The 19,304-nt window shown below is 70.3% G+C and carries 20 protein-coding genes; 8 read left to right on the top strand and 12 right to left on the bottom strand.

The features are described from left to right. Window positions 1–10: 10 nt before the first annotated feature. The 5 genes from dnaQ to IEX89_RS10720 are packed head-to-tail and all read right to left on the bottom strand — an operon-like array spanning window position 11 to window position 3,726. On the bottom strand, window positions 11–715 hold the full coding sequence (gene dnaQ / locus IEX89_RS10740) for a DNA polymerase III subunit epsilon (protein WP_188912615.1): 705 nt from the start codon (window positions 713–715) through the stop codon (window positions 11–13). 22 nt (window positions 716–737) lie between these two features. Further along, entirely contained in the window at window positions 738–1,343 is a 606-nt protein-coding gene (gene coaE, locus IEX89_RS10735; RefSeq protein ID WP_188912613.1) for a dephospho-CoA kinase, read from the bottom strand. Continuing rightward, a complete protein-coding gene (locus tag IEX89_RS10730) occupies window positions 1,340–2,203 on the bottom strand; it encodes a shikimate dehydrogenase (protein ID WP_188912610.1) in 864 nt (287 codons plus the stop codon). Before IEX89_RS10730 ends, coaE begins: the two co-directional genes overlap by 4 nt. A 42-nt stretch (window positions 2,204–2,245) precedes the next feature. Further along, window positions 2,246–2,887, bottom strand: a complete 642-nt coding sequence (locus IEX89_RS10725; protein WP_188912608.1) for a Maf family protein — start codon at window positions 2,885–2,887, stop codon at window positions 2,246–2,248. A gap of 8 nt (window positions 2,888–2,895) precedes the next feature. Further along, window positions 2,896–3,726: a pyruvate, water dikinase regulatory protein gene (locus tag IEX89_RS10720; protein WP_188912606.1), complete on the bottom strand. Its 831-nt coding sequence runs from the start codon at window positions 3,724–3,726 to the stop codon at window positions 2,896–2,898. A gap of 411 nt (window positions 3,727–4,137) precedes the next feature. Between IEX89_RS10720 and hemE the strand changes: the two genes are divergently transcribed. From hemE to rho, 3 genes are all read left to right on the top strand, one after another. Continuing rightward, complete coding sequence (gene hemE / locus IEX89_RS10715) at window positions 4,138–5,175, top strand: uroporphyrinogen decarboxylase (protein ID WP_188912604.1); 1,038 nt, start codon at window positions 4,138–4,140, stop codon at window positions 5,173–5,175. 9 nt (window positions 5,176–5,184) lie between these two features. After that, window positions 5,185–5,622, top strand: coding sequence for a protoporphyrinogen oxidase HemJ (gene hemJ / locus IEX89_RS10710; protein ID WP_188912602.1), 438 nt, complete (start codon window positions 5,185–5,187; stop codon window positions 5,620–5,622). Window positions 5,623–5,815: 193 nt separating this feature from the next. Further along, window positions 5,816–7,141 carry a transcription termination factor Rho gene (gene rho / locus IEX89_RS10705; RefSeq protein ID WP_210317613.1) on the top strand — a complete coding sequence of 442 codons (1,326 nt, stop codon included), beginning with the start codon at window positions 5,816–5,818 and terminating at the stop codon, window positions 7,139–7,141. A 124-nt stretch (window positions 7,142–7,265) separates the two neighbouring features. On the opposite strand, the gene trpS is transcribed toward rho, so the two are convergent. Both trpS and IEX89_RS10695 read right to left on the bottom strand, forming a co-directional pair. After that, on the bottom strand, window positions 7,266–8,303 hold the full coding sequence (trpS, locus tag IEX89_RS10700) for a tryptophan--tRNA ligase (RefSeq protein WP_188912600.1): 1,038 nt from the start codon (window positions 8,301–8,303) through the stop codon (window positions 7,266–7,268). 124 nt (window positions 8,304–8,427) lie between these two features. Next, window positions 8,428–8,943, bottom strand: coding sequence for an RDD family protein (locus tag IEX89_RS10695; protein WP_210317612.1), 516 nt, complete (start codon window positions 8,941–8,943; stop codon window positions 8,428–8,430). Window positions 8,944–9,264: 321 nt separating this feature from the next. Here IEX89_RS10695 and IEX89_RS10690 point away from each other — a divergent pair, with 321 nt between their 5' ends. Genes IEX89_RS10690 through IEX89_RS10680 form a run of 3 tightly spaced genes read left to right on the top strand, consistent with a single transcriptional unit; the run spans window position 9,265 to window position 11,862 of the window. Further along, entirely contained in the window at window positions 9,265–9,867 is a 603-nt protein-coding gene (locus tag IEX89_RS10690) for a Spy/CpxP family protein refolding chaperone (RefSeq protein ID WP_188912598.1), read from the top strand. A gap of 40 nt (window positions 9,868–9,907) precedes the next feature. Further along, window positions 9,908–10,612: a response regulator gene (locus tag IEX89_RS10685; RefSeq protein ID WP_188912596.1), complete on the top strand. Its 705-nt coding sequence runs from the start codon at window positions 9,908–9,910 to the stop codon at window positions 10,610–10,612. Continuing rightward, window positions 10,612–11,862, top strand: a complete 1,251-nt coding sequence (locus IEX89_RS10680) for a HAMP domain-containing sensor histidine kinase (protein WP_188912594.1) — start codon at window positions 10,612–10,614, stop codon at window positions 11,860–11,862. The genes IEX89_RS10685 and IEX89_RS10680 overlap by 1 nt, the downstream gene beginning before the upstream one ends. 150 nt (window positions 11,863–12,012) lie before the next feature. Here the strand turns inward: IEX89_RS10680 and IEX89_RS10675 are convergent, their stop codons facing one another. Then, window positions 12,013–12,687 (bottom strand): response regulator transcription factor, encoded by a 675-nt coding sequence (locus IEX89_RS10675; RefSeq protein ID WP_188912592.1) that lies wholly within the window; start codon window positions 12,685–12,687, stop codon window positions 12,013–12,015. Between the two features lie 226 nt (window positions 12,688–12,913). Beyond that, window positions 12,914–14,188 carry a CaiB/BaiF CoA transferase family protein gene (locus IEX89_RS10670; protein WP_188912590.1) on the bottom strand — a complete coding sequence of 425 codons (1,275 nt, stop codon included), beginning with the start codon at window positions 14,186–14,188 and terminating at the stop codon, window positions 12,914–12,916. Between the two features lie 193 nt (window positions 14,189–14,381). On the opposite strand from IEX89_RS10670, the gene IEX89_RS10665 reads away from it, so the two are divergent. Together IEX89_RS10665 and IEX89_RS10660 are read left to right on the top strand one after the other, a co-directional pair. Then, window positions 14,382–15,575 (top strand): hypothetical protein, encoded by a 1,194-nt coding sequence (locus IEX89_RS10665; RefSeq protein WP_188912588.1) that lies wholly within the window; start codon window positions 14,382–14,384, stop codon window positions 15,573–15,575. Window positions 15,576–15,623: 48 nt separating this feature from the next. Further along, window positions 15,624–16,394 (top strand): endonuclease/exonuclease/phosphatase family protein, encoded by a 771-nt coding sequence (locus tag IEX89_RS10660; protein ID WP_188912586.1) that lies wholly within the window; start codon window positions 15,624–15,626, stop codon window positions 16,392–16,394. Here IEX89_RS10660 and flgI read toward each other — a convergent pair. Genes flgI through flgG form a run of 3 tightly spaced genes read right to left on the bottom strand, consistent with a single transcriptional unit; the run spans window position 16,384 to window position 18,842 of the window. Further along, window positions 16,384–17,523, bottom strand: a complete 1,140-nt coding sequence (gene flgI, locus IEX89_RS10655) for a flagellar basal body P-ring protein FlgI (protein ID WP_188912772.1) — start codon at window positions 17,521–17,523, stop codon at window positions 16,384–16,386. The genes IEX89_RS10660 and flgI overlap by 11 nt on opposite strands. 11 nt (window positions 17,524–17,534) lie before the next feature. Continuing rightward, window positions 17,535–18,023 carry a flagellar basal body P-ring formation chaperone FlgA gene (flgA, locus tag IEX89_RS10650; protein WP_188912584.1) on the bottom strand — a complete coding sequence of 163 codons (489 nt, stop codon included), beginning with the start codon at window positions 18,021–18,023 and terminating at the stop codon, window positions 17,535–17,537. Between the two features lie 30 nt (window positions 18,024–18,053). Continuing rightward, the gene (gene flgG / locus IEX89_RS10645) at window positions 18,054–18,842 is read right to left on the bottom strand and encodes a flagellar basal-body rod protein FlgG (protein ID WP_188912582.1); all 789 of its coding nucleotides are present in this window, start codon (window positions 18,840–18,842) and stop codon (window positions 18,054–18,056) included. Window positions 18,843–19,304 lie beyond the last annotated feature (462 nt).

The raw sequence follows: 19,304 nt of genomic DNA, 5'->3' as shown, positions 1-19,304 counted from the left end.
CGCCGCCCTCTTACTCCGCCGCTTCCGCCGTCGGCAGGTAATCGCGCCAGACCATCTCGCCCTTGAAGCCGGCGATGAAGGCGGCGTGCGCCGCGCGCTCGGCGTCGCTGAGGCGCGAGGGTGCCGGGCGCCGCTCCGCCCGCGCGCCCGCCGCGACGAGGGGCCCGCGCGAGAGGCTCGGGGCGGCGAGGCCGAGATCGACCTGCTTGCCGCCGATCAGCTCGATATAGACCTCGGCCAGCAGCTCGGCGTCCAGGAGCGCGCCGTGCTTGGTGCGCTTGGTGTTGTCGATGGAGAAGCGGCTGCAGAGCGCGTCCAGGCTCGCCGGCGCGCCGGGGAACTTGCGCCTCGCCATCATCAGCGTGTCGAGCACCTGCGCGTCCGGCCAGCGCGGGCGGCCGATCCGCTCGAATTCCATGTTGAGGAAGCCCATGTCGAAGGGCGCGTTGTGGATGACGAGGCGCGCGCCGTCGATGAAGGCGAGGAACTCCTCGCACACCGCCTCGAACAGAGGCTTGTCCGCGAGAAATTCGTCCGACAGCCCATGCACCTGGAAGGCGCCCTCGGACATCCTGCGCTGCGGGTTCAGGTAGACGTGGTACGAGCGTCCCGTCGGGATGTGGTTGAGGAGCTCGACGCAGCCGATCTCGACGATGCGGTCGCCGAGATCCGCGTCGCGTCCCGTGGTCTCGGTGTCGAGGACGATCTCGCGCAAGGCGTCTCTCCGGCGTGCTCTCTCAGGCCCCGCGGCCACCGTCACGGCCGGCGAGGGCGCGCAGGATATCGCGCACCTGGCGCTCGGCGGAAGGGAAGCCGCAGCTCGTATCCACCACGAAGTGCGCGCGGCGGCGCTTCTCCGCGTCGGGTATCTGCCGCGCGAGGATGCCGTCGAGCTTCTCCGGGCTCATGCCCGGGCGGGCGAGGACGCGGGCGCGCTGGACGTCCGCGGGCGCCGTGACGACGCAGACGGCGTCGCAGTGCCGCTCGCCGCCCGTCTCGAAGAGGAGCGGCACGTCGAGAACGGCGAGGCTCGCACCGGCGGCGCGGGCGCGCGCCAGGAAGGCCTCGCGCTCGGCCGTCACGAGCGGATGGACGATGGCTTCGAGCCGCGCCATGGCCTCGGGCTTGCCGATGACCATCGGCCCGAGCAGGGCGCGATCGACGATGCCGTCACGCGTCGCACCCGGGAAGGCGGCCTCGATCGGCGCCGCGGCGGCGCCGGCATAGAGGGCGTGGACCGTGGCATCGGCATCGTGCACCGGCACGCCGGCGGCGCGAAACATCGCGGCCGTGGCCGACTTGCCCATGCCGATCGATCCCGTCAGCCCGAGGACGAAGGTCATGCCTCGCGCGACTCCGGCGTCGGCGCGGCCCGCGCCGGCTCGAGATCGGCCTCGACCAGCGCCCGCAGCTCCGGCCCGACCCGCGGGCGCACGCCGAACCAGCGCTCGAAGCCGGGCGCCGCCTGGTGGAGCAGCATGCCGAGCCCGTCCACGGCGGCGAGACCGCGGGCGCGGGCGTCGCGCAGGAGCGGCGTCTCGAGGGGCGCGTAGACGATGTCCGCCACGGCGGCGTGGGCGGGCAGGGGCGAGAGGTCGAGGTCGAGGGGGTCCTTGCCCGTCATGCCGAGCGAGGTGGCGTTGACGAGGAGGTCGGTGCGCGCGAGCGCTCGCGGCACGTCGGTGAGCAGCATCGTCGTCACGCGCGCCGGCGCGAAGGCGAGGAGCGGGGCCGCCTTGTCGAGGTCCCGCGCGGCGACGACGACCCGCGGTATGCCGCGATCGAGGAGACCCGCCACCACCGCCCGCGCCGCCCCGCCGGCGCCGAGCACCAGCGCGCGACCGGTCTCCCAGCCCCGTCCCAGAGCCGCGTCGAGGCTCTCCGCGAAGCCGGTGACGTCGGTGTTGTCACCATGCAGAACGCCGTTCTCGAGCCAGACGGTGTTCACCGCCCGCAGCCGCTGCGCCCGGTCGGTCGGTGCGTCGACGAGGCGAAAGGCCGCCTCCTTGTGCGGGATCGTGACGTTGCCGCCCACGTAGCCGTTGCGGCCGAGAGCCCGCAGGAAGCCGGGAAAGGCGTCGGGCGTCACGTCCACACGTTCGTAGGAGCCCGCGATGCCGTGCGCGTCGAGCCAATGGCCGTGGATCAGCGGCGAGCGGGAATGGGCGATCGGATGCCCGGCGACGAAGGCTCTCTTGGTCATTGCTCCCTCGGCCATAGGGTCATCGGCACTTTCGGTCTCTGCTCACAGGGCGAGCGCCCCCAGATCGCGCAAGGCTGCGAGAAGCGGGAAGATCGGCAGGCCGAGGATCGTCGCATGGTCCCCCTCCACCGTCTCGAAGAGATGCGCGCCCACGCCCTCGAGCTGGTAGCCGCCGACGCTCGTCGTGACGACGTCGCCCGCGAGATCGAGATACAGCGCGATGGCCGCCTCGTCGAGCGGGCGCATGGTGAGATGCGCGCTCGCGAGGAGATCGCAGACGATCTCGCCGTCGCGCGCCAGCGCCACGCCCGAATGCAGCGCGTGCCGGCGCCCGGCGAGGGCCGCGATCTGCTCGTTCGCCGCCTCGCGGGAGGTGGGCTTGTGGAAGAGACGGCGCTCGAGCGCCAGCGTCTGGTCGGCGCCGATGACGAGGGAGCGCGGACGCGTCCGCGACACGGCGCGCGCCTTCTCCCGGGCCAGCAGCACGGCCAGCGCCTCCGGGCTCGCCCCGTCGGCGAGCGCGCGCGCCTCGATCGCGCGCTCGTCCACCTCCGGCCGCGCGGTCTCGAAGGGCAGGGCCGTGGCGGCGAGGAGCGCTCTTCGCGTCGCCGAGGTGGAGGCGAGGACGAGGGGCGCGGGCTCGCGCCAGAGCGCCGCATCGGGAGAGGGGGAGGGAGCGTTCATGAGCCGGCTCAGGTCGCGATGAACTTCATGCGGTGGGCGCGATAATGCTCCAGGATCGCCGCCGCGGTCTCCTCGATGGAGCGGCGCGTCACGTCGATGACCGGCCAGCGCTTCCTGGCGAAGAGCTTACGCGAATAGGCGATCTCCTCGGCTACCCGGTCGCGGTCGGTATAGTCGGTCTCGTCCGACGCGTTGAGCGACAGGAGCCGGTTCTGGCGGATCTGGACGATGCGCTCCGGGCTCGCCACGAGGCCGACGAAGAGCGGCTTTTTCGCGTTCTCGATCTGCGGCGGCAGCGGCATGTCGGGCACGAGCGGGATGTTCGCCGTCTTCAGCCCGCGATTGGCGAGATAGATGGCGGTGGGCGTCTTCGAGGTTCGCGAGACGCCCATGAGCACCACGTCCGCCTCCTCGATGTCGGTGGGCAATTGCCCGTCGTCGTGGAAGAGCGTGAAGTTCATCGCGTCGATGCGCTTGAAATAGTCGGCGTTGAGCATGTGCTGCGCACCCGGCCGCGCCACGGATGCGGTGCCGAGATAGGATTGCAGCAAGGAATGGACGGGCGAGAGCACGGAGAGCGCCGGCGAGGCGTTCTCGCGGCAGGCCTCCTCCAGGCGCTGCGCCAGGTCCTGCTCGACGAGCGTGAAGAGCACGATGCCGGGCGCCGCCTCGATCTCGGCGATGACGCGCTCGAGCTGCGTCGCCGAGCGCACCAGCGGGTAGACGTGCTCGATGGCCGAGACGCCCTCGTACTGCGCGGCGACCGCGCGGGCGACGGTGATCAGCGTCTCGCCGGTGGAATCCGAGACGAGGTGGAGGTGGAAGTAGCTGCGCGCCACGATGGGCCTCCCGGCATCGCGATCCCCAGGCCGGCGACCGGGGGAGTCGACGAGTGTGGATAAAGCGCATGGCGCCCGGGGTCCAGCCGGGGGCCTGTGGAGGACCCCTCCATACCGTCAACACCGGATTTTCTGGGGAAGCGTGCGGCGGCTATGGTGGGAATCGGGTGCAGCAGGCTCTGCCCGGTCCGGCCCGGGATGCGGAAACGGAGCGTTAACGTCTTGTTAAGGTTTGGCCTTTCGGATCCGCCATGCGACTTCGGTAACGCTTTCTTCACCCTTCGCCGGGAGGCCCCCCGATGTGGAGAGGCTGTGGACGGCCTTGCGGCAGCCCTGTACCCCCGTCCAAGAGAAACAAGATTCGATTCTAGAAAGAAAATCTGATTTGAGAGGGATGGGGGAGGAACGCGGATGACATCCAAGCCGGCGCGCACGCTGCTACGGGTACTCGACGGCGAGGCGGTCTGGCCGCAGCCGATCTGGCTCATGCGCCAGGCCGGGCGCTACCTGCCCGAATACCGGGAGACGCGCGGCGAGGCCGGCGGGTTCCTGGAGCTGTGCTACAACCCCGATTTCGCGGTGGAGGTCACCCTCCAGCCGATCCGGCGCTTCGGCTTCGACGCCTCGATCCTGTTCTCCGACATCCTCGTCGTCCCCCATGCGCTCGGCCAGCACGTCTGGTTCGAGGAGGGGGAGGGCCCGCGTCTCGACCCGATCGCGACGCTCGACGACGTGAAGCGGCTGGGCGACACGAAGGATCCCCTGGAGCATCTCGCCCCCGTCATCGAGACGGTGCGCCGCCTGCGCGCGGAGCTGCCGGCGGAGACGACCCTGCTCGGCTTCTGCGGCGCGCCCTGGACGCTCGCGAGCTACATGATCGCGGGCCGTTCGAGCCCCGAGCAGGCGCCCTTGCGCCTCGCCGCCTATCGCGACCCGGCCTTCGTCGCGGCGTTGATCGAGCGGCTGGTCGAGACCTCGATCCGCTACCTCGTGGCGCAGATCGACGCGGGCGCCGACGCGGTCCAGATCTTCGAGAGCATGGGCACGAGCCTGCCGCCGCCGATGGTGGAGAGCCATTCGCTCGGCCCGCTCCAGCGGATCGTCACCGGCGTCAAGGCGGCACGCCCCGAGGCCAAGGTGATCGTCTTCGTGCGCGGGGGCGGGCACCTCCACAGGCTGGCGCAGGCGGGCTTCGCGGACGCGGTGGGTATCGACTGGCAGACGGACATCGCGCAGGCCGTGGCGGGCCTCCCCGCGGGCTTGGCGAGCCAAGGCAATCTCGACCCGTGGCGTCTCGTCGCCGGCGGGCGGGCGCTCGAGGAGGGGATCGACGCGATCCTCGACGCCACGCGCGGCCGGCCCCACGTCTTCAACCTCGGCCACGGCATCGAGAAGACGACGCCGATCGCCCATGTCGAGGCCATGATCGCGCGCGTGCGCGGAGCGTGACGGGTCGCGATGCTCGACGGATATCTCTGGCTGAAGAGCCTGCACGTCATCGCCATCATCGCCTGGATGGCGGGCCTCCTCTACCTGCCGCGGCTGTTCGTGTATCACACGAGCGCCGAGAAGGGCTCGGTGCAGTCCGAGACCTTCAAGGTGATGGAGCGCCGGTTGCTGAAGGCGATCACCACGCCGGCCATGATCGTCGCCGTGGTCACGGGCCTGTGGCTCGCTTTCGACGGCGGCTGGTGGAGCCAGGGCTGGCTGCACGGCAAGCTGCTGCTCGTGCTCGGCCTCCTCGTCTCCCACCACCTCATGGCGCGCTACGTGAAGGCCTTCGCCGGCGACGCGAACCACAAGTCTTCGAAATTCTTCAGAGCCTTCAACGAGGTGCCGACGCTGCTGATGATCGGCATCGTCATTCTCGTGATCGTGAAACCTATTTTCGCCTGAGCGCGTTTTGGGGGTTGAGCCGCGTGTGAAAACACGATAATCAGCCCCCTACCCTCCTCAGAGCGACTGGTCACGCTTCCCGATCGGGAGACGCGGTCCCCGGCACCCCGCCGGCCACCGTCCCACGAAGCGGCTCGTCAGAGCACCACACGCGAGCCCAGACCGGTCCCTCACGCCTCGGCGCGAACGTCCCATGATCGAAGACGACATCCTCAACGCCCCCATCCGCGAGACCGACGGCACGCCCGCGCCCATGCGCGAGATCAAGCTGCAGGATCTCAAGTCGAAGACCGCCACCGAGCTCACGACCTTCGCGGAGGAGCTCGAGGTGGAGAACGCCAGCACCATGCGCAAGCAGGAGCTGATGTTCGCGATCCTCAAGCAGCTCGCCGCCCGCGACGTCGAGATCATCGGCGAGGGCGTGGTCGAGACGCTGCAGGACGGCTTCGGCTTCCTGCGCTCGTCGGATTCGAACTACCTGCCGGGCCCGGACGACATCTACATCTCGCCCTCGCAGATCCGCCGCTTCGGCCTGCGTACCGGCGATACGGTGGAGGGCCCGATCCGCGGTCCCAAGGAGGGCGAGCGTTACTTCGCGCTCCTCAAGGTCAACACCGTCAATTTCGAGGATCCCGAGAAGATCCGCCACAAGGTCCACTTCGACAACCTGACGCCGCTCTACCCGACGGAGCGGCTCAAGCTCGAGCAGCAGGACCCCACGCGCAAGGATTACTCGGCGCGGATCATCGACATCGTCTCGCCCATCGGCAAGGGCCAGCGCGGGCTGATCGTCGCGCCGCCGCGCACCGGCAAGACCGTGCTGATGCAGAACATCGCGCAGTCGATCACGACGAACCATCCCGAGTGCTACCTCATCGTGCTGCTCATCGACGAGCGGCCGGAGGAGGTCACCGACATGCAGCGCTCGGTGAAGGGCGAGGTCATCGCCTCCACCTTCGACGAGCCGGCGGTGCGCCACGTCCAGGTGGCGGAGATGGTGATCGAGAAGGCCAAGCGCCTCGTCGAGCACGGCCGCGACGTGGTCATCCTGCTCGATTCGATCACCCGCCTCGGGCGCGCCTACAACACGGTGGTGCCGTCCTCGGGCAAGGTGCTCACCGGCGGCGTCGACGCCAACGCGCTGCAGCGGCCCAAGCGCTTCTTCGGCGCGGCGCGCAACATCGAGGAAGGCGGCTCGCTGACCATCATCGCCACCGCGCTGATCGACACCGGATCGCGCATGGACGAGGTGATCTTCGAGGAGTTCAAGGGCACCGGCAATTCCGAGATCATCCTCGACCGCAAGGTGGCCGACAAGCGCACCTTCCCGGCGCTGGACATCACGCGCTCCGGCACCCGCAAGGAAGAGCTCCTCGTTCCGCCCGACCAGCTCAAGAAGACCTACGTTCTGCGCCGCATCCTCAACCCGATGGGCACCGTGGACGCCATCGAGTTCCTGCTCGACAAGCTGCGCGCCACGAAGTCGAACGGCGAGTTCTTCGATTCGATGAACACCTGAGGACGGGGCCCGCGGCCCGTACTCCTATATCGGCACGGAAAAGCAAAGGGGCGAGCGTCGAGCTCGCCCCTTTTTCGTCTGCCGGTGCGGCTCGTCTCGCTGGATGCGAGATCTCGTCGCCCGCTCAGCGGGCGACGAAGCCGACGATCTCCTTGACCGCCTTCATCGTGACCTCCGCCATGGCGGACGCCTTCTCGGCGCCCTCCGCCAGGATGGCGTCGATGTGGCCGGGATCGGCCGTCAGGCGGCGCATCTCGTCGGTGATCGGGGCGAGCCTGTCCACGGCGAGGTCCACGAGCGCGCCCTTGAAGGTGGAGAAGTTGGCGCCGCCGAACTCGGCGAGCACCGCCTCGCGCTCGACGCCGCTGAGCGCCGCGTAGATGCCGACCAGGTTGTCGGCCTCGGGGCGCGCGGCGAGGCCGGCGGTCTCGGTCGGCAGCGGCTCGGGATCGGTCTTGGCCTTGCGGACCTTCTGCGCGATCGTGTCGGACGTGTCGGTGAGGTTGATGCGCGAATAGTCCGACGGGTCCGACTTCGACATCTTCTTCGAGCCGTCGCGCAGGCTCATCACCCGCGTGGCCGGGCCCTGGATCATCGGCTCCGGCAGCGGGAAGAACGCCTCGCCGTGCCCGCCGGCCGCGATCTCCTCGGCGAAGTCGTTGTTGAACTTCTGCGCGATGTCGCGGGTCAGCTCGAGGTGCTGCTTCTGGTCCTCGCCCACCGGCACGTGGGTGGCGCGATAGACCAGGATGTCGGCCGCCATCAGCGCCGGGTAGGCGAAGAGGCCCACCGAGGCGTTCTCGCGGTCCTTGCCGGCCTTCTCCTTGAACTGGGTCATGCGGTTGAGCCAGCCCATGCGCGCGATGCAGTTGAAGATCCAGGCCAGCTCCGCGTGCTGGGGCACTTGCGACTGGTTGAACAGGATCGAGCGCTTCGGGTCGATCCCGCAGGCGATGTAGGCGGCCGTGACCTCGCGGATGTTGCCGCGCAGCGCCTTGGGGTCCTGCGCCACCGTGATCGCGTGCATGTCGACGACGCAATACATGCACTCGTGCGTGTCCTGCATCCGCACCCAGTTGACCATCGCGCCGAGATAATTGCCGAGATGGAGGGTGTGCGTCGGCTGCATGCCGGAGAACACCAGATCCTTGAAGTGCGTCATCGTCTCGTCCTCGGGCGCCGCACGGGGGTGCGTCTCTCGCGCGGGGCTCTATCGGGTCGAGGGCGTGGAGGCAAGCACGAAGCGGGTCGCAGGCGCTCGATGCGGGGATCGCAGCCCGTCCGCGTCAGGCCTTGATCACGTAGGTGTCGGCGATCATGTCGTGCAGCGCCCGCTTTCCGCGCGTCCACCCCGCCATGAAGTAGCCGATGAAGAGGATGAGCGCCGAGATCGCCTTGGCGAAGTAGCGTCCCGTCGCGCGCCCGAACCCGATCCGGCCGCCCTCGGAATTCACGACCTTGAGCCCGAGCGCCCGCTTGCCGAGCGTGCCTTGCATCGACGAGCTCTCCATCACGGCGAAGTAGAGCCAGGTCACGCCGAAGCCGATGATGTTGCCGAGGAGCGCGATCTGGTCGGTCGATTGCGCGATGGAGGCACCGTCGAGCACGAGAAGGAAGCCGAGAGTGAAGCCGGCGAGCGCGCCGAAGACGACGGCGAGGATCATGGTGACGATCGTGTCGATCACAAGCGCGACGGCGCGGACCCAGAATCCGCCGAACGCGACGGTCCGGCTCTCCGGAGGGTGGCGGACGGATGCGACGGCGTAGTCGTACGCGCGGTCCATGCGGGCGATATCGGGCATGAGAACCTCTACAGACGGCTGGCATGGCATGCGGCGCCGTGCGGATGCACGCGCGCTGCGGCTCAATTCCAAGCTGCCGAGGTCGCGCGAGATTGCATGCGTACTCTTGCGTATGGCGGGTCCGGCGACGGTCGATTTCACGTGCTCTCACCGTGTTTCCTGCAAACATCGTTAAGAGCCATTGCCGCATCGAGCCGCTTCTTCCGCACCCTCGCTTCACCTTTCTTCACGTTCGCCGCGAATGCGAGACACGTCGGCGGGTCATGGTCTCCCCATCGCAGCCCCTACCGCGGCCGCACCCCTCCACGGGAGACGAGACCCATGACGACGGACAAGACCCCCATCGAGAAGACCCCCACCGACGACGCCACCTCGCGGGTCGCGGCCCCCCGCACCGGCTTTTCCCGCCCGATCCTCGCGGTCGCGCTCGGCGCGCTCGCGCTCGGAGCGGTCGGCGCCGGCTTCGCGGCGGCGCAGGACGCGCCGCTCGTGCGCCACGCCGCGGGCGAGGGTCCGCACGGCAGGATGATGCACGCTCGCTTCGGCGATCACGAGCGCGGCGAGCGCGGCGCCATGGGCGCCTTCATGGAATGGCGCCTCGAGCGCGCCCTCGACGAGGTCGAGGCGACCCCCGAGCAGGTGGAGCGGATCAAGGCCATCGCCGAGGACGCGCGCGACGAGATCATGCCGCTGGTGCAGGGCTTCCGCGACACCCGCGAGGACCTCGCCGGCATCCTCGGCGCCACCGAGATCGACCGGGCCGCCGCCGAGACCCTGCGCGCCGAGCGCCTCGCCGCCATGGAGACGGCCTCCGCCCGCGGCCTCGAAGCGCTCCTCGACGCCGCCGAGGTGCTCACTCCCGAGCAGCGCGCCGCGCTGATCGAGGAGATGGGCGAGCGCCGTCGCGGCCACGGCCGCTGGTGATAGGATAGCCGCATATCCCGTCGAAGAGGACGCGCGAGACATGCCGGACGAGATCCTGATCGTCGACGACGACGTGCGCCTGTCCGGCATGCTGCGGGACTATCTCGACCAGAACGGCTTTGCCGCCCGCGCCGCCGCCACGGCGCGGGACGGCCTCGCCGAGCTCTCCCGGCGCCCGCCCGCGGCGATCGTGCTGGACGTCATGCTGCCGGACCTCGACGGCTTCGAGACGCTGCGCCGCATCCGCGCCGCCTCCGACGTGCCCGTCGTCATGCTCACCGCCAAGGGCGACGAGACGGATCGCATCGTCGGCCTGGAGATCGGGGCGGACGATTACGTGCCCAAGCCCTTCAACCCACGCGAGCTGCTCGCGCGGCTGAAGGCGGTGCTGCGCCGGCGCAACGGCGGCGTCGGCCAGGCCGGCCCGCCGCCGCTGCGCTTCGGTCGGCTCGAGATCGACCGCGGGGCGCGCCAGGTGCGCGTCGACGGCGCGGAGCGTGCGCTCACCTCCTACCAGTTCGACCTGCTCGTGGCGCTCGCCGAGAACGCCGGGCGCGTCCTCTCCCGCGAGCAGCTGATGGACCTCGTGCGCGGCGCCGAGCTCGAGGCGTTCGACCGCTCCATCGACGTCCACGTCTCGCGCATCCGCGCGGCGATCGAGGACGATCCGAAGCATCCCCGCCGCGTGCTGACGGTCCGTGGCGCCGGCTACGTCTTCGCCCGCTCCCAGGACGAGGGCGCCTGATGGCTCTGTCGCTGCGCCGCCCCCGCGGCCTCTCGCTGTTCTGGAAGGTGTATCTGACGGTCGTCGCCGCCGTGGCGCTCGTGGCGCTGGCGGGCGCGATCGTCTTCCGCATCACCGCCGCCGCCGAGCGCGGGCCCTGGGCCGAGCGCGGGCGCATCTTCTTCGAGCGCACGCTGCCCGCCGACGATCCCGGGCCGACGCTCGATCGTCTCGCCGACGCGCTCGGCGCCGATCTCGCCCTGCGCGACCCCGGGGGCCGGCTCGTCGCCGGTGATCCCGGTCTCGACCGGCGCGGGCGCGTCTTCGTCTTCACGCTGAGCGACGGGCGCGTCGTCCAGGCGCGCTTCGGCCGCGCGGACTCGTCGGGCGAGGGAGGCGACGACGATCGCAATCCCTTGATCCCCATCGCCATCATCGCGATCCTGATCGCGCTCGTCGCCTACCCCGTCGTCGGTCACCTCACCCGCCGCCTCGAGCGCCTGCGGGCGGGCGTCGAGGCCTGGGGTGCGGGCGACCTCTCGGCCCGCATCGGGTTGTCGGGCGCCGACGAGGTCGCCGCCGTGGCGAAGAGCTTCGATGCGGCGGCCGCGACCGTGGAACGCCTCGTCGCCTCTCATTCGGCGCTCCTCGCCAATGCCAGCCACGAGCTGCGCTCGCCGCTCGCGCGCCTGCGCATGGCCATCGACCTGTTCGAGGAGGATCCGCGCCCGGCTCTGCGCCAGGAGATCGTCACGAGCCTCTCCGAGCTCGACGCGCTCGTCGAGGAGATCCTGGTGGCGAGCCGGCTCGATCACGTGGCAGGCCTGGAGCGTCGCGAGCGCGTCGATCTCCTCGCCCTCGTCGCCGAGGAGGGCGCGCGGGTCGATGCGACGGTGGAGGGCGACGCAGTGGAGATCGTGGGCGATCCGCGGCTCCTGCGCCGGCTCGTGCGCAACCTCTTCCAGAACGCCGCCCGCCACGGCGCGCCTCCGATCGAGGCCCGCGTCGAACGACGCGACGCAGGCGGCGTGCGGCTCGTCGTGCGCGACCACGGCCCGGGCCTGCCCGACGGCGAGGCGGAGCGGGTGTTCGAGGCGTTCTATCGGCCGGCGGGGCGATCGGAGGCGGCGGGAAGCTGGGGCCTGGGCCTGGCGCTGGTGCGCCAGATCGCGCGACGTCACGGCGGAGAGGCGCTCTACGCGCGGCCGAACGGCGAAGGAGCCGCGTTCGTGGCGGAGCTGCCGGGGGTCCCCGATGGGGAGCGTCTCTGACGTCTGCGGATGCGGGAGGTGTCGGGAGCGTCGTCCCGTGTGGCGCGCTCGCGAGGGAGCGTGTGGCGCCGGTACCAGCTCGTGATGCGAAACGGGTGGATGAAACGGAAGCGACCGAAACGGCCGTGGAAGCGCGGAAGAAAGAGCGGATCAGGAGAACATGTAGCCGAGGTAACGCTTGGAATCGATCGGATCGTAGCCGAGGCGCCCGCGTAGCTTCTTGCGCAGCTTCGAGATGTGGCTCTCCACCACCGCCTCGTCGACGTTCTCGTTGAACACGCCGTAGACGGCCGAGAAGATCTGCTCGCGCTGCACGCGCTTGCCCTTGTTCTTCACGAGATATTCGAGGATGCGGCGCTCGCGCCGGGGCAGGGTGAGCACCTCGCCGCGGACGATCGGGTCGCGCCCGTCGAAGAAGACCTGGAGATCGTGCTCGGTGGGCGCGGCCTCGTCTTCCACCGGCGGGACGATCCGGCGGTTGAAGGCGCCCACGCGGGCCATGATCTCCTTCACGTGCACGGGCTTGCGGACGACGTCGTCCACCCCGGCCGCGAAGAGCCCGAGCGTCTGCTCCAGGCAATGGGTGTCGTTCATGGCGATCACGGGCGCCTTGCAGCGGCTCTTGACGAGACGCGGCAGGGTCTCGCGCGCCTGGCAATCCCCGATGAGGATGGCCTCGACGGCGCCGAGATCCTCCTCGGCGGCGCCCGAGATCCAGTCGTTGAACTCCGACGGATCGAACCCGACCGCGCTCACGCCCTCTCGGTCGAAGCCGGATCGGTACCCCGTTGTGACGAGCTCTCTTTCGTCGACGATGATGTACACGTCATTACCCCCGTTCTAAGCGGACGCTCTAGGGGTAGTTCCGGAGGCCGTGACGAGCAACGCTCTTGTCGTGAATCACAGCTAGCAAATGTTGTCACCGTCAAGGGTACGTTACTTGCCCGCCGGTAAATCCGAATTCAAATTAGCGGCGATTACCAGCTGTTGGTAAGGTCTCGTTAGGAACTCGAATACTCCGGAAAAATCAACGCAAACGCCCGGCTTCCCGTCAATCTCCGGGTCCGACTTCGGCTCCGAAAGCGCCTCTCGCCGCGAGATCGACGATGCTGGCGGGATCGAGGCCCAGCACCTCCGCGAGCACCGTGTCGCGATCGGCGCCCAGCCGCGGCGGTGCCTTGTCGTAGGACGCGGGGGTGGCGCGGAGCTTGAGCGGATTGCCGAGGAGCCGCAGCGTCTCGCCGTCGACGATCGGGGAGGGCATCTCGATCACCATCTCGCGGGCGCGCGTATGCGGGTCCGAGAGGGCTTCCGGCACGCTCGCCACAGGGCCCGCGGGCACCTGCGCGCGCTCGAGCCGCGCGACCCAGGTCGCGACGTCGGCGCGCGCGACGATCGGGTCGAGGGCGGCGTTGAGCGCGTCGAGATGCTCGAGCCGCCCGGCATTGGTGGCAAAGCGCGGATCGCTCGCGAGCTCCGGCGCCTCGAGCGCCGCGCAGAAGCGGCGGAACTGCCCGTCGTTGCCCACCGCGACGACGAGGTGCCCGTCGGCGGCGCGGTAGGTCTGGTAGGGCGCGATGTTGGGATGGCGATTGCCGAGCCGCCGCGGCGCCTTGCCGGACACGAGGGTGTTCGTCGCCGCGTTCACGAGCCAGGAGATCTGCGTGTCGTAGAGCGAGACCTCGAGGAACTGCCCCTCCCCCGTCGCGTCCCGGTGGCGAAGCGCGGCGAGGATGCCCACGCTCGCATACATGCCGCACATGAGGTCGGAGATGCCCACGCCCACCTTCATCGGCTCCCCGTCGGGCTCGCCGGTGATGCTCATGATCCCGCCCATGGCCTGGACGAGGAAGTCGTAGCCGATGCGCTCGGCATAGGGCCCGTCGTGCCCGAAGCCTGTGATGGAGCACCAGACGAGATCGGGCTTGATCGCGCGCAGGTCCTCGTAGCCCAACCCCCGGCGGGCGAGGTCGCCCGGCTTGTAGTTCTCCACCACCACGTCCGCCTTCGCCGCGAGCGCGCGCACGATTTCGACGCCGGCGGGCGTCGTGATGTCGAGCACGATCGAGCTCTTGTTGCGGTTGGCCGCGAGGAAATAGGCGGAGAGGTCGGAGGGTGCGCCGGTCTCGTCGGGCACGAAGGGCGGGCCCCAGGCGCGGGTGTCGTCGCCCGATCCGGGCCGCTCGACCTTGATCACCCGCGCGCCGAGATCGCCTAGGAGCTGCGTCGCGCTCGGGCCTGCGAGGACGCGGGTGAGGTCGAGCACGGTGATGCCGGCGAGGCTCTTCGCGGACGTCTCGGGACGCGAGGCGGCGGTATCAGTCATCGAAAGGACCTCGGCGGCGCGGATGGGGCCGTCCTTCGGCTTACCCGCTCGCGCCTCCCGCGGGAAGCGCCGCACGCGCATGCGGCATTTCACGCTTCCGCGACGTCGGCCGGGGCGCTACCCTCCGGCCGGCCCGCATCGAGCCGTCGCGCGTGCGTGCGGCCGAGAGCGTGTGAGAGCGGGGGAAGCGTCGATGCGAAACGCGACTGTATGGAGCCTCGCCGCCGGCTGCGGCCTCGTGGCGATCCTCGCCGTCGCCGTGGCCACGCCTGCTTCGGCGCAGGCCGTCTCGCCCGATTTCGACTGGGGCGACGATTCGAGCCCCTTCGCCAACGACCGCGAATGCGACGACCCGCGCTTCGTGGGCCCGGGCATGGTGGGCTTCTCCGACGAGGAGCATCGCGGCGCGGACGCGACCGATTGCTTCCTGATGTTCAAGCGCGGGCGAATCACGCTGGCCGACGGTGCCGGTAGCGACGGCGCTGCCGCACCGCGCACCGTCGTCGGCGGGATCGATTACGGCGACGACACGGGGCGCTGGGCCAACGACGGCGAATGCGACGATCCCCGCTTCGAGGGCGAGGGGATGGCCGCGGTCCTCGTCGAGGAGGATCGCTTCAAGGACGCCAGCGATTGCCGCCGGCTCGTCGAGGCGGGTTCCATCGCGTTGCGCGCGGGCGAGAGCGGCGGCGCGCCGTCCCGCTCCGCGCCGGCGCCGGCGGCGGCGGGAGATGTCGATTTCGGCGACGACACCGGTCGATGGGCGAACGACGGCGAGTGCGACGATCCCCGCTTCGAGGGCGAGGGCATGGCCGCGGTGCTCGTGGAGGAGGATCGCCTACGCGACGCGAGCGACTGTCGACGCCTCTACGAGGCGGGCTCCATCGCGTTGCGTGCGGGCGAGGGCGGTGCGGCCTCCGCTCCCGCGACGGCCGTTCCCACGGCTCCCGCCACGCCCCCGCCTCCCGTGACACCCTCCGGGCCGGTGGACTTCGGCGACGACACGAGCCGCTGGGCAAACGACGGGGAATGCGACGACCCGCGCTTCCAGGGCCGCGGCATGGCGGCCGTGCTGCTCGACGAGGACGCGATGCGCGACGCGAGCGATTGCCGCCGGCTCTACGAGGAGGGCGCGATCGACCTCGTCGGCCGCTCCCGCGCGGACGTCGCCCCCGCAGCGCCCGCAGCGCCGGCGGCGCCGCCTGCCTCCTCCACCGCCGGCATCGATTTCGGCGACGATTCGAGCCGCTGGGCCAACGACGGCGAGTGCGACGATCCCCGCTTCGACGGCGAGGGCATGGCCATCGCGCCGCAGGGCGAGGACACGATGCGCGACGCGACCGATTGCCGAAATCTCCTCGCCGAGGGGCGGATCGAGCTGCGCTGAGGCGCGTCGGTCTTTTCCGCCGCGCCATTCCTCCCCATCTCTCGTTCGATGCCCCGTCTCGTCACCTACAACGTCCATTCCTTCATCGGTACCGATCGCCGCCGCGAGCCCGAGCGCATCGCGCATGCGATCCGCGAGAGCGGTGCGCGGGTCGTCGCGCTCCAGGAGGTGCGCTGGAGCGCCCGCAGCCAGGGCGCGCACGCGCTGCAGGCGCTCGCCCGCGGCCTGGGCATGGACTGGCACTTCCAGCGCACGGCGACCTTCGGCGGCGAGCAGTTCGGCCTCGCGATCCTGTCGGATCTGCCGATGCGCCCGGTGAAGGGCGGGCCCCTGCCGCGGCTCGGCCCGGCGCTGCCGGAGCGGCGCTCCGCGCTCTGGGTCGAGGTCGACACCGACCAGGGCCCGCTCCAGGTGATCTGCACGCATCTCGCCGTGCTCTCCCGGCGCGACCGCATGGCCCAGGCCGAGGCGCTGCTGGGGCCGGACTGGCTCGGCGCGGCGCCGGGGCCGGCGGTGCTCATGGGCGATCTCAACGCCGGCATGCGCACCGCCGCCTATCGGCGCCTGGCCGGCGAGCTCGACTGCGCCCGTTCCGTCCTGCCCGACAGGCACCCGACCTATCCCTCCTGGATGCCGCTGACGCGCATCGACCACATCATGGGCGCCAACGGCGCGCGTCTCGTGGCGGCGCAGGCCCTGCGCACGCCGACGACCCGCGTCGCCTCCGACCACCTCCCCTTCGTGGCGGAGGTGGTGCTCGACGATGCGGGCCGCGAGGCAGCGGATCAGCGGTCGGCCGGAGCCGGCCTCACTGGATGACGAGGTCGGCCTGGAGCGCGCCGGCGGACTTGATCGCCTGGAGGATGGCGATGATCCCGGCCGGCCGCAGCCCGATCTGGTTGAGGCCGGCGACGAGCGTCTGCAGGCTCGAGCCCTGTAGGATCGCGAGGCGGCCCTCGCCTTCCTGGACCTCGACGCGGGTGTCCGGCAGGACCACGGTCTGGCCGTCGGAGAAGGGTGCGGGTTGCGACGCCACGGGCATCTCCGTGATGCGCACCGTCAGGTTCCCGTGGGTGACGGCCACCGTCGAGACCCGCACGTCCGCGCCGATGACGACGGTGCCGGTGCGTTCGTCCAGGACGACGCGGGCGGGCGCGTCCGGCGTCACGGGGAGATCGCCAATCTCGGCGAGGAAGCGCACGGGGCTCACGTCGGGCGGGTTCACGAGCAGGATCGAGCGATAGTCGCGCTCGTAGGCGCCACGCCCGCCGAAGCGCGTCTGCGTGTAGACGTTGATGGCGTCGGCGATGCGCACCGCGGTACGGAAGTCCGGGTTCCGCAATTCGAGGATCAGCGAGCGCATGTTGCCGAAATGGTCCGGCAGCTCGCGCTCGATCAGCGCGCCGTTGGGCACGCGGCCGACCGTCGGGACGCCCTGCGTCACCGTCTCGGCCTCGCCCGCGGCGGAGAAGCCGCTCACCGCGACGGGGCCCTGGGCGACGGCGTAGATCTGCCCGTCCGCGCCCATGAGCGGCGTGATCACGAGCGTCCCGCCGAGCAGCGAGCGCGCGTCGCCCAGCGCCGAGACCGTGACGTCGATGCGGTTGCCGCGCCCGATGAAGGGCGGCAGCTCCGCCGTCACGACGACGGCGGCGACGTTGCGGGCGCGCAGCTGATCCGAGCCGACGTTCACGCCCATCCGGTCGAGCATGGACGTGAGCGACTGCTCGGTGAAGGGCGCGTTGCGCAGGGTGTCGCCGGTATTGGCGAGGCCGACCACGAGGCCGTAGCCGACGAGCTGGTTCTCGCGCATGCCCTTGAGGGTCGTGATGTCCTTGATGCGGGTCACGCCGCCCGCCATCGCGTCGGCGGCGGCCGAGCTCGGCATCAGCGTGGGCGCGAGGGCGGCCATCCCCAGAGCGAGGGCGAGGGCGAGAGGGCGGAGCATGCGACGAGGCATCAGGGCGCTCCCACGCGCAGCGAGCCGTCGTCCTGGACGATGCCCACGATGACGAGGCCCGAATCGAGGTTGCGCGCCCGCACGCGATCGCCGGCGCCGCCGTTCTCGAGCGGCGTCACGAGCGTCGAGATCACGAGCCCGTCGGCGGCGAAGACGACCTGCGTCGTCTCCCCGCGCACGACGAGCTTGGCGTCCTCCACGGCGTTCTGCGGCACGACGCGCCCGGGCAGCAGCGTGCGGCGCGCCACCTTGCCGACGAGGGCGCGCGCCTCGCGGATCACGGCGAGATCGCCGGTGCTGGCGGGAAAGTCGCGCTCGACGATCACCGTGTCCTTGATGGTCTCGCCGGGATAGATCGTGATCGTGGGCACCGGGAGGGTGACCGGGCCGGCGGCGAGGGCGGGCGCGCTCGCGGCGGCGGCGAGGGCCGCCACCGCGAGGAGTGCCGAGCGGGCTCGCGCGCGGCGGTGTCGTGTCGAGAGAGGCATGGCGGCGGATCTCCGGTCGGTCCGGCGGCGTCAGCGGATGCCGTTCGTCACGGTGGAGGCCATCTGGTCGGCGGCCTGGATCACCTTCGAGTTCATCTCGTAGGCGCGCTGGGCGGAGATCAGCTGGGTGATCTCCTTGACGGGATCGACGTTGGAGGCCTCGAGGTAGCCCTGGTGGATCTTGGCGTAGCCGGGATCGGCGGGCACGCCCACGACCGGCTGGCCGGAGGCCTCGGTCTCGCGGTACAGGTTGCCGCCCATGGGCGCGAGGCCGGTCTCGTTGGCGAAGTTGGCGAGCGTCAGCTGGCCGAGCTCCTCGAGCGCCTGCTGGTCGGGCACCCGGGCGAAGACCTGGCCGGACTGGTTGACCACGACCTCCACCGTGTTCTCCGGCACCTGGATCGCCGGCTCGACGAGGTAGCCCTCCATCGTCACGAGCTGGCCCTCGGCGTTGGTGTTGAAGGAGCCCGCGCGGGTGTAGAGGATCTCCCCGTCGGGGCCCTGCACCTGGAACCAGCCGCGCCCGTCGAGCGCGAGGTCGAGGCGGTTGCCCGTCTGCGAGAGCGCACCCTGCATGTGCAGGTTCCGGATCGCCGCCGTGCGCACGCCGAGCCCGAGATTGGCGCCCTCGGGGATCGCCGCCTCGCCGCCGCGCATGGGCACGCCCTGGAGCCGCTCGGTCTGATAGAGCAGATCCGTGAACTCGGCCCGCGCCCGCTTGAAGGCGGTGGTGTTGATGTTGGCGATGTTGTTGGCGATGACCTCGACGTTGAGCTGCTGGGCGTTCATGCCGGTGGCGGCGATGGCGAGCGCTTTCACGGGGTCTCTCCTTCATCTGTGGCCTGTGGCCCGGCGTTCTCGGCCGAGCCGGGGAGGGCCGAGCGCACGCGGCGCTTCTGTCTCGACTGGATGGCAGGGTTTCACGTGGAACCTGCGCGAGGCTTGTCGGTCCGCGCAGGGCCGCGGGACGCCGGCTTTACGTACTTGACAAAAACCGTCCGCTTCCGATCTCCTGTCGATCGACAGTCTTCGAGAATCCAACGACCGTTCGAGGCGTGCCGTGGCGAAAACCGGAACCTTGACGACCCGAGAAGCGCGGGATCTCGCGGACGATCTCCTGCGAGCCGTTTCCGACGCGCGTCGCGAGAGTGTCCGCACCGGCGAGACCACCCGTGTCACGATCACGGTCCATCCGGACAGGGCGCCGGAGATCGTGCGAGACGAAGGAAACGCGGGACGACATGCGGCCCTCCAGGAGGCACTCGAGCGCGCACGGGCACG

Origin of the sequence: Salinarimonas ramus, from assembly GCF_014645695.1 — a bacterium.
Taxonomy (GTDB): domain Bacteria; phylum Pseudomonadota; class Alphaproteobacteria; order Rhizobiales; family Beijerinckiaceae; genus Salinarimonas; species Salinarimonas ramus.
This window is presented reverse-complemented; position numbering and strand designations above follow the sequence as displayed.

What these genes read in the sequence shown, in the direction of transcription:
- coaE (WP_188912613.1), bottom strand. Translation starts at nt 1,343, where the DNA reads ATGACCTTCGTCCTCGGGCTGACGGGATCGATCGGCATGGGCAAGTCG.
- IEX89_RS10730 (WP_188912610.1), bottom strand. Translation starts at nt 2,203, where the DNA reads ATGACCAAGAGAGCCTTCGTCGCCGGGCATCCGATCGCCCATTCCCGC.
- IEX89_RS10725 (WP_188912608.1), bottom strand. Translation starts at nt 2,887, where the DNA reads ATGAACGCTCCCTCCCCCTCTCCCGATGCGGCGCTCTGGCGCGAGCCC.
- hemE (WP_188912604.1), top strand. Translation starts at nt 4,138, where the DNA reads ATGACATCCAAGCCGGCGCGCACGCTGCTACGGGTACTCGACGGCGAG.
- hemJ (WP_188912602.1), top strand. Translation starts at nt 5,185, where the DNA reads ATGCTCGACGGATATCTCTGGCTGAAGAGCCTGCACGTCATCGCCATC.
- rho (WP_210317613.1), top strand. Translation starts at nt 5,816, where the DNA reads ATGATCGAAGACGACATCCTCAACGCCCCCATCCGCGAGACCGACGGC.
- trpS (WP_188912600.1), bottom strand. Translation starts at nt 8,303, where the DNA reads ATGACGCACTTCAAGGATCTGGTGTTCTCCGGCATGCAGCCGACGCAC.
- IEX89_RS10695 (WP_210317612.1), bottom strand. Translation starts at nt 8,943, where the DNA reads ATGCCCGATATCGCCCGCATGGACCGCGCGTACGACTACGCCGTCGCA.
- IEX89_RS10690 (WP_188912598.1), top strand. Translation starts at nt 9,265, where the DNA reads ATGACGACGGACAAGACCCCCATCGAGAAGACCCCCACCGACGACGCC.
- IEX89_RS10685 (WP_188912596.1), top strand. Translation starts at nt 9,908, where the DNA reads ATGCCGGACGAGATCCTGATCGTCGACGACGACGTGCGCCTGTCCGGC.
- IEX89_RS10680 (WP_188912594.1), top strand. Translation starts at nt 10,612, where the DNA reads ATGGCTCTGTCGCTGCGCCGCCCCCGCGGCCTCTCGCTGTTCTGGAAG.
- IEX89_RS10670 (WP_188912590.1), bottom strand. Translation starts at nt 14,188, where the DNA reads ATGACTGATACCGCCGCCTCGCGTCCCGAGACGTCCGCGAAGAGCCTC.
- IEX89_RS10665 (WP_188912588.1), top strand. Translation starts at nt 14,382, where the DNA reads ATGCGAAACGCGACTGTATGGAGCCTCGCCGCCGGCTGCGGCCTCGTG.
- IEX89_RS10660 (WP_188912586.1), top strand. Translation starts at nt 15,624, where the DNA reads ATGCCCCGTCTCGTCACCTACAACGTCCATTCCTTCATCGGTACCGAT.
- flgI (WP_188912772.1), bottom strand. Translation starts at nt 17,523, where the DNA reads ATGCTCCGCCCTCTCGCCCTCGCCCTCGCTCTGGGGATGGCCGCCCTC.
- flgA (WP_188912584.1), bottom strand. Translation starts at nt 18,023, where the DNA reads ATGCCTCTCTCGACACGACACCGCCGCGCGCGAGCCCGCTCGGCACTC.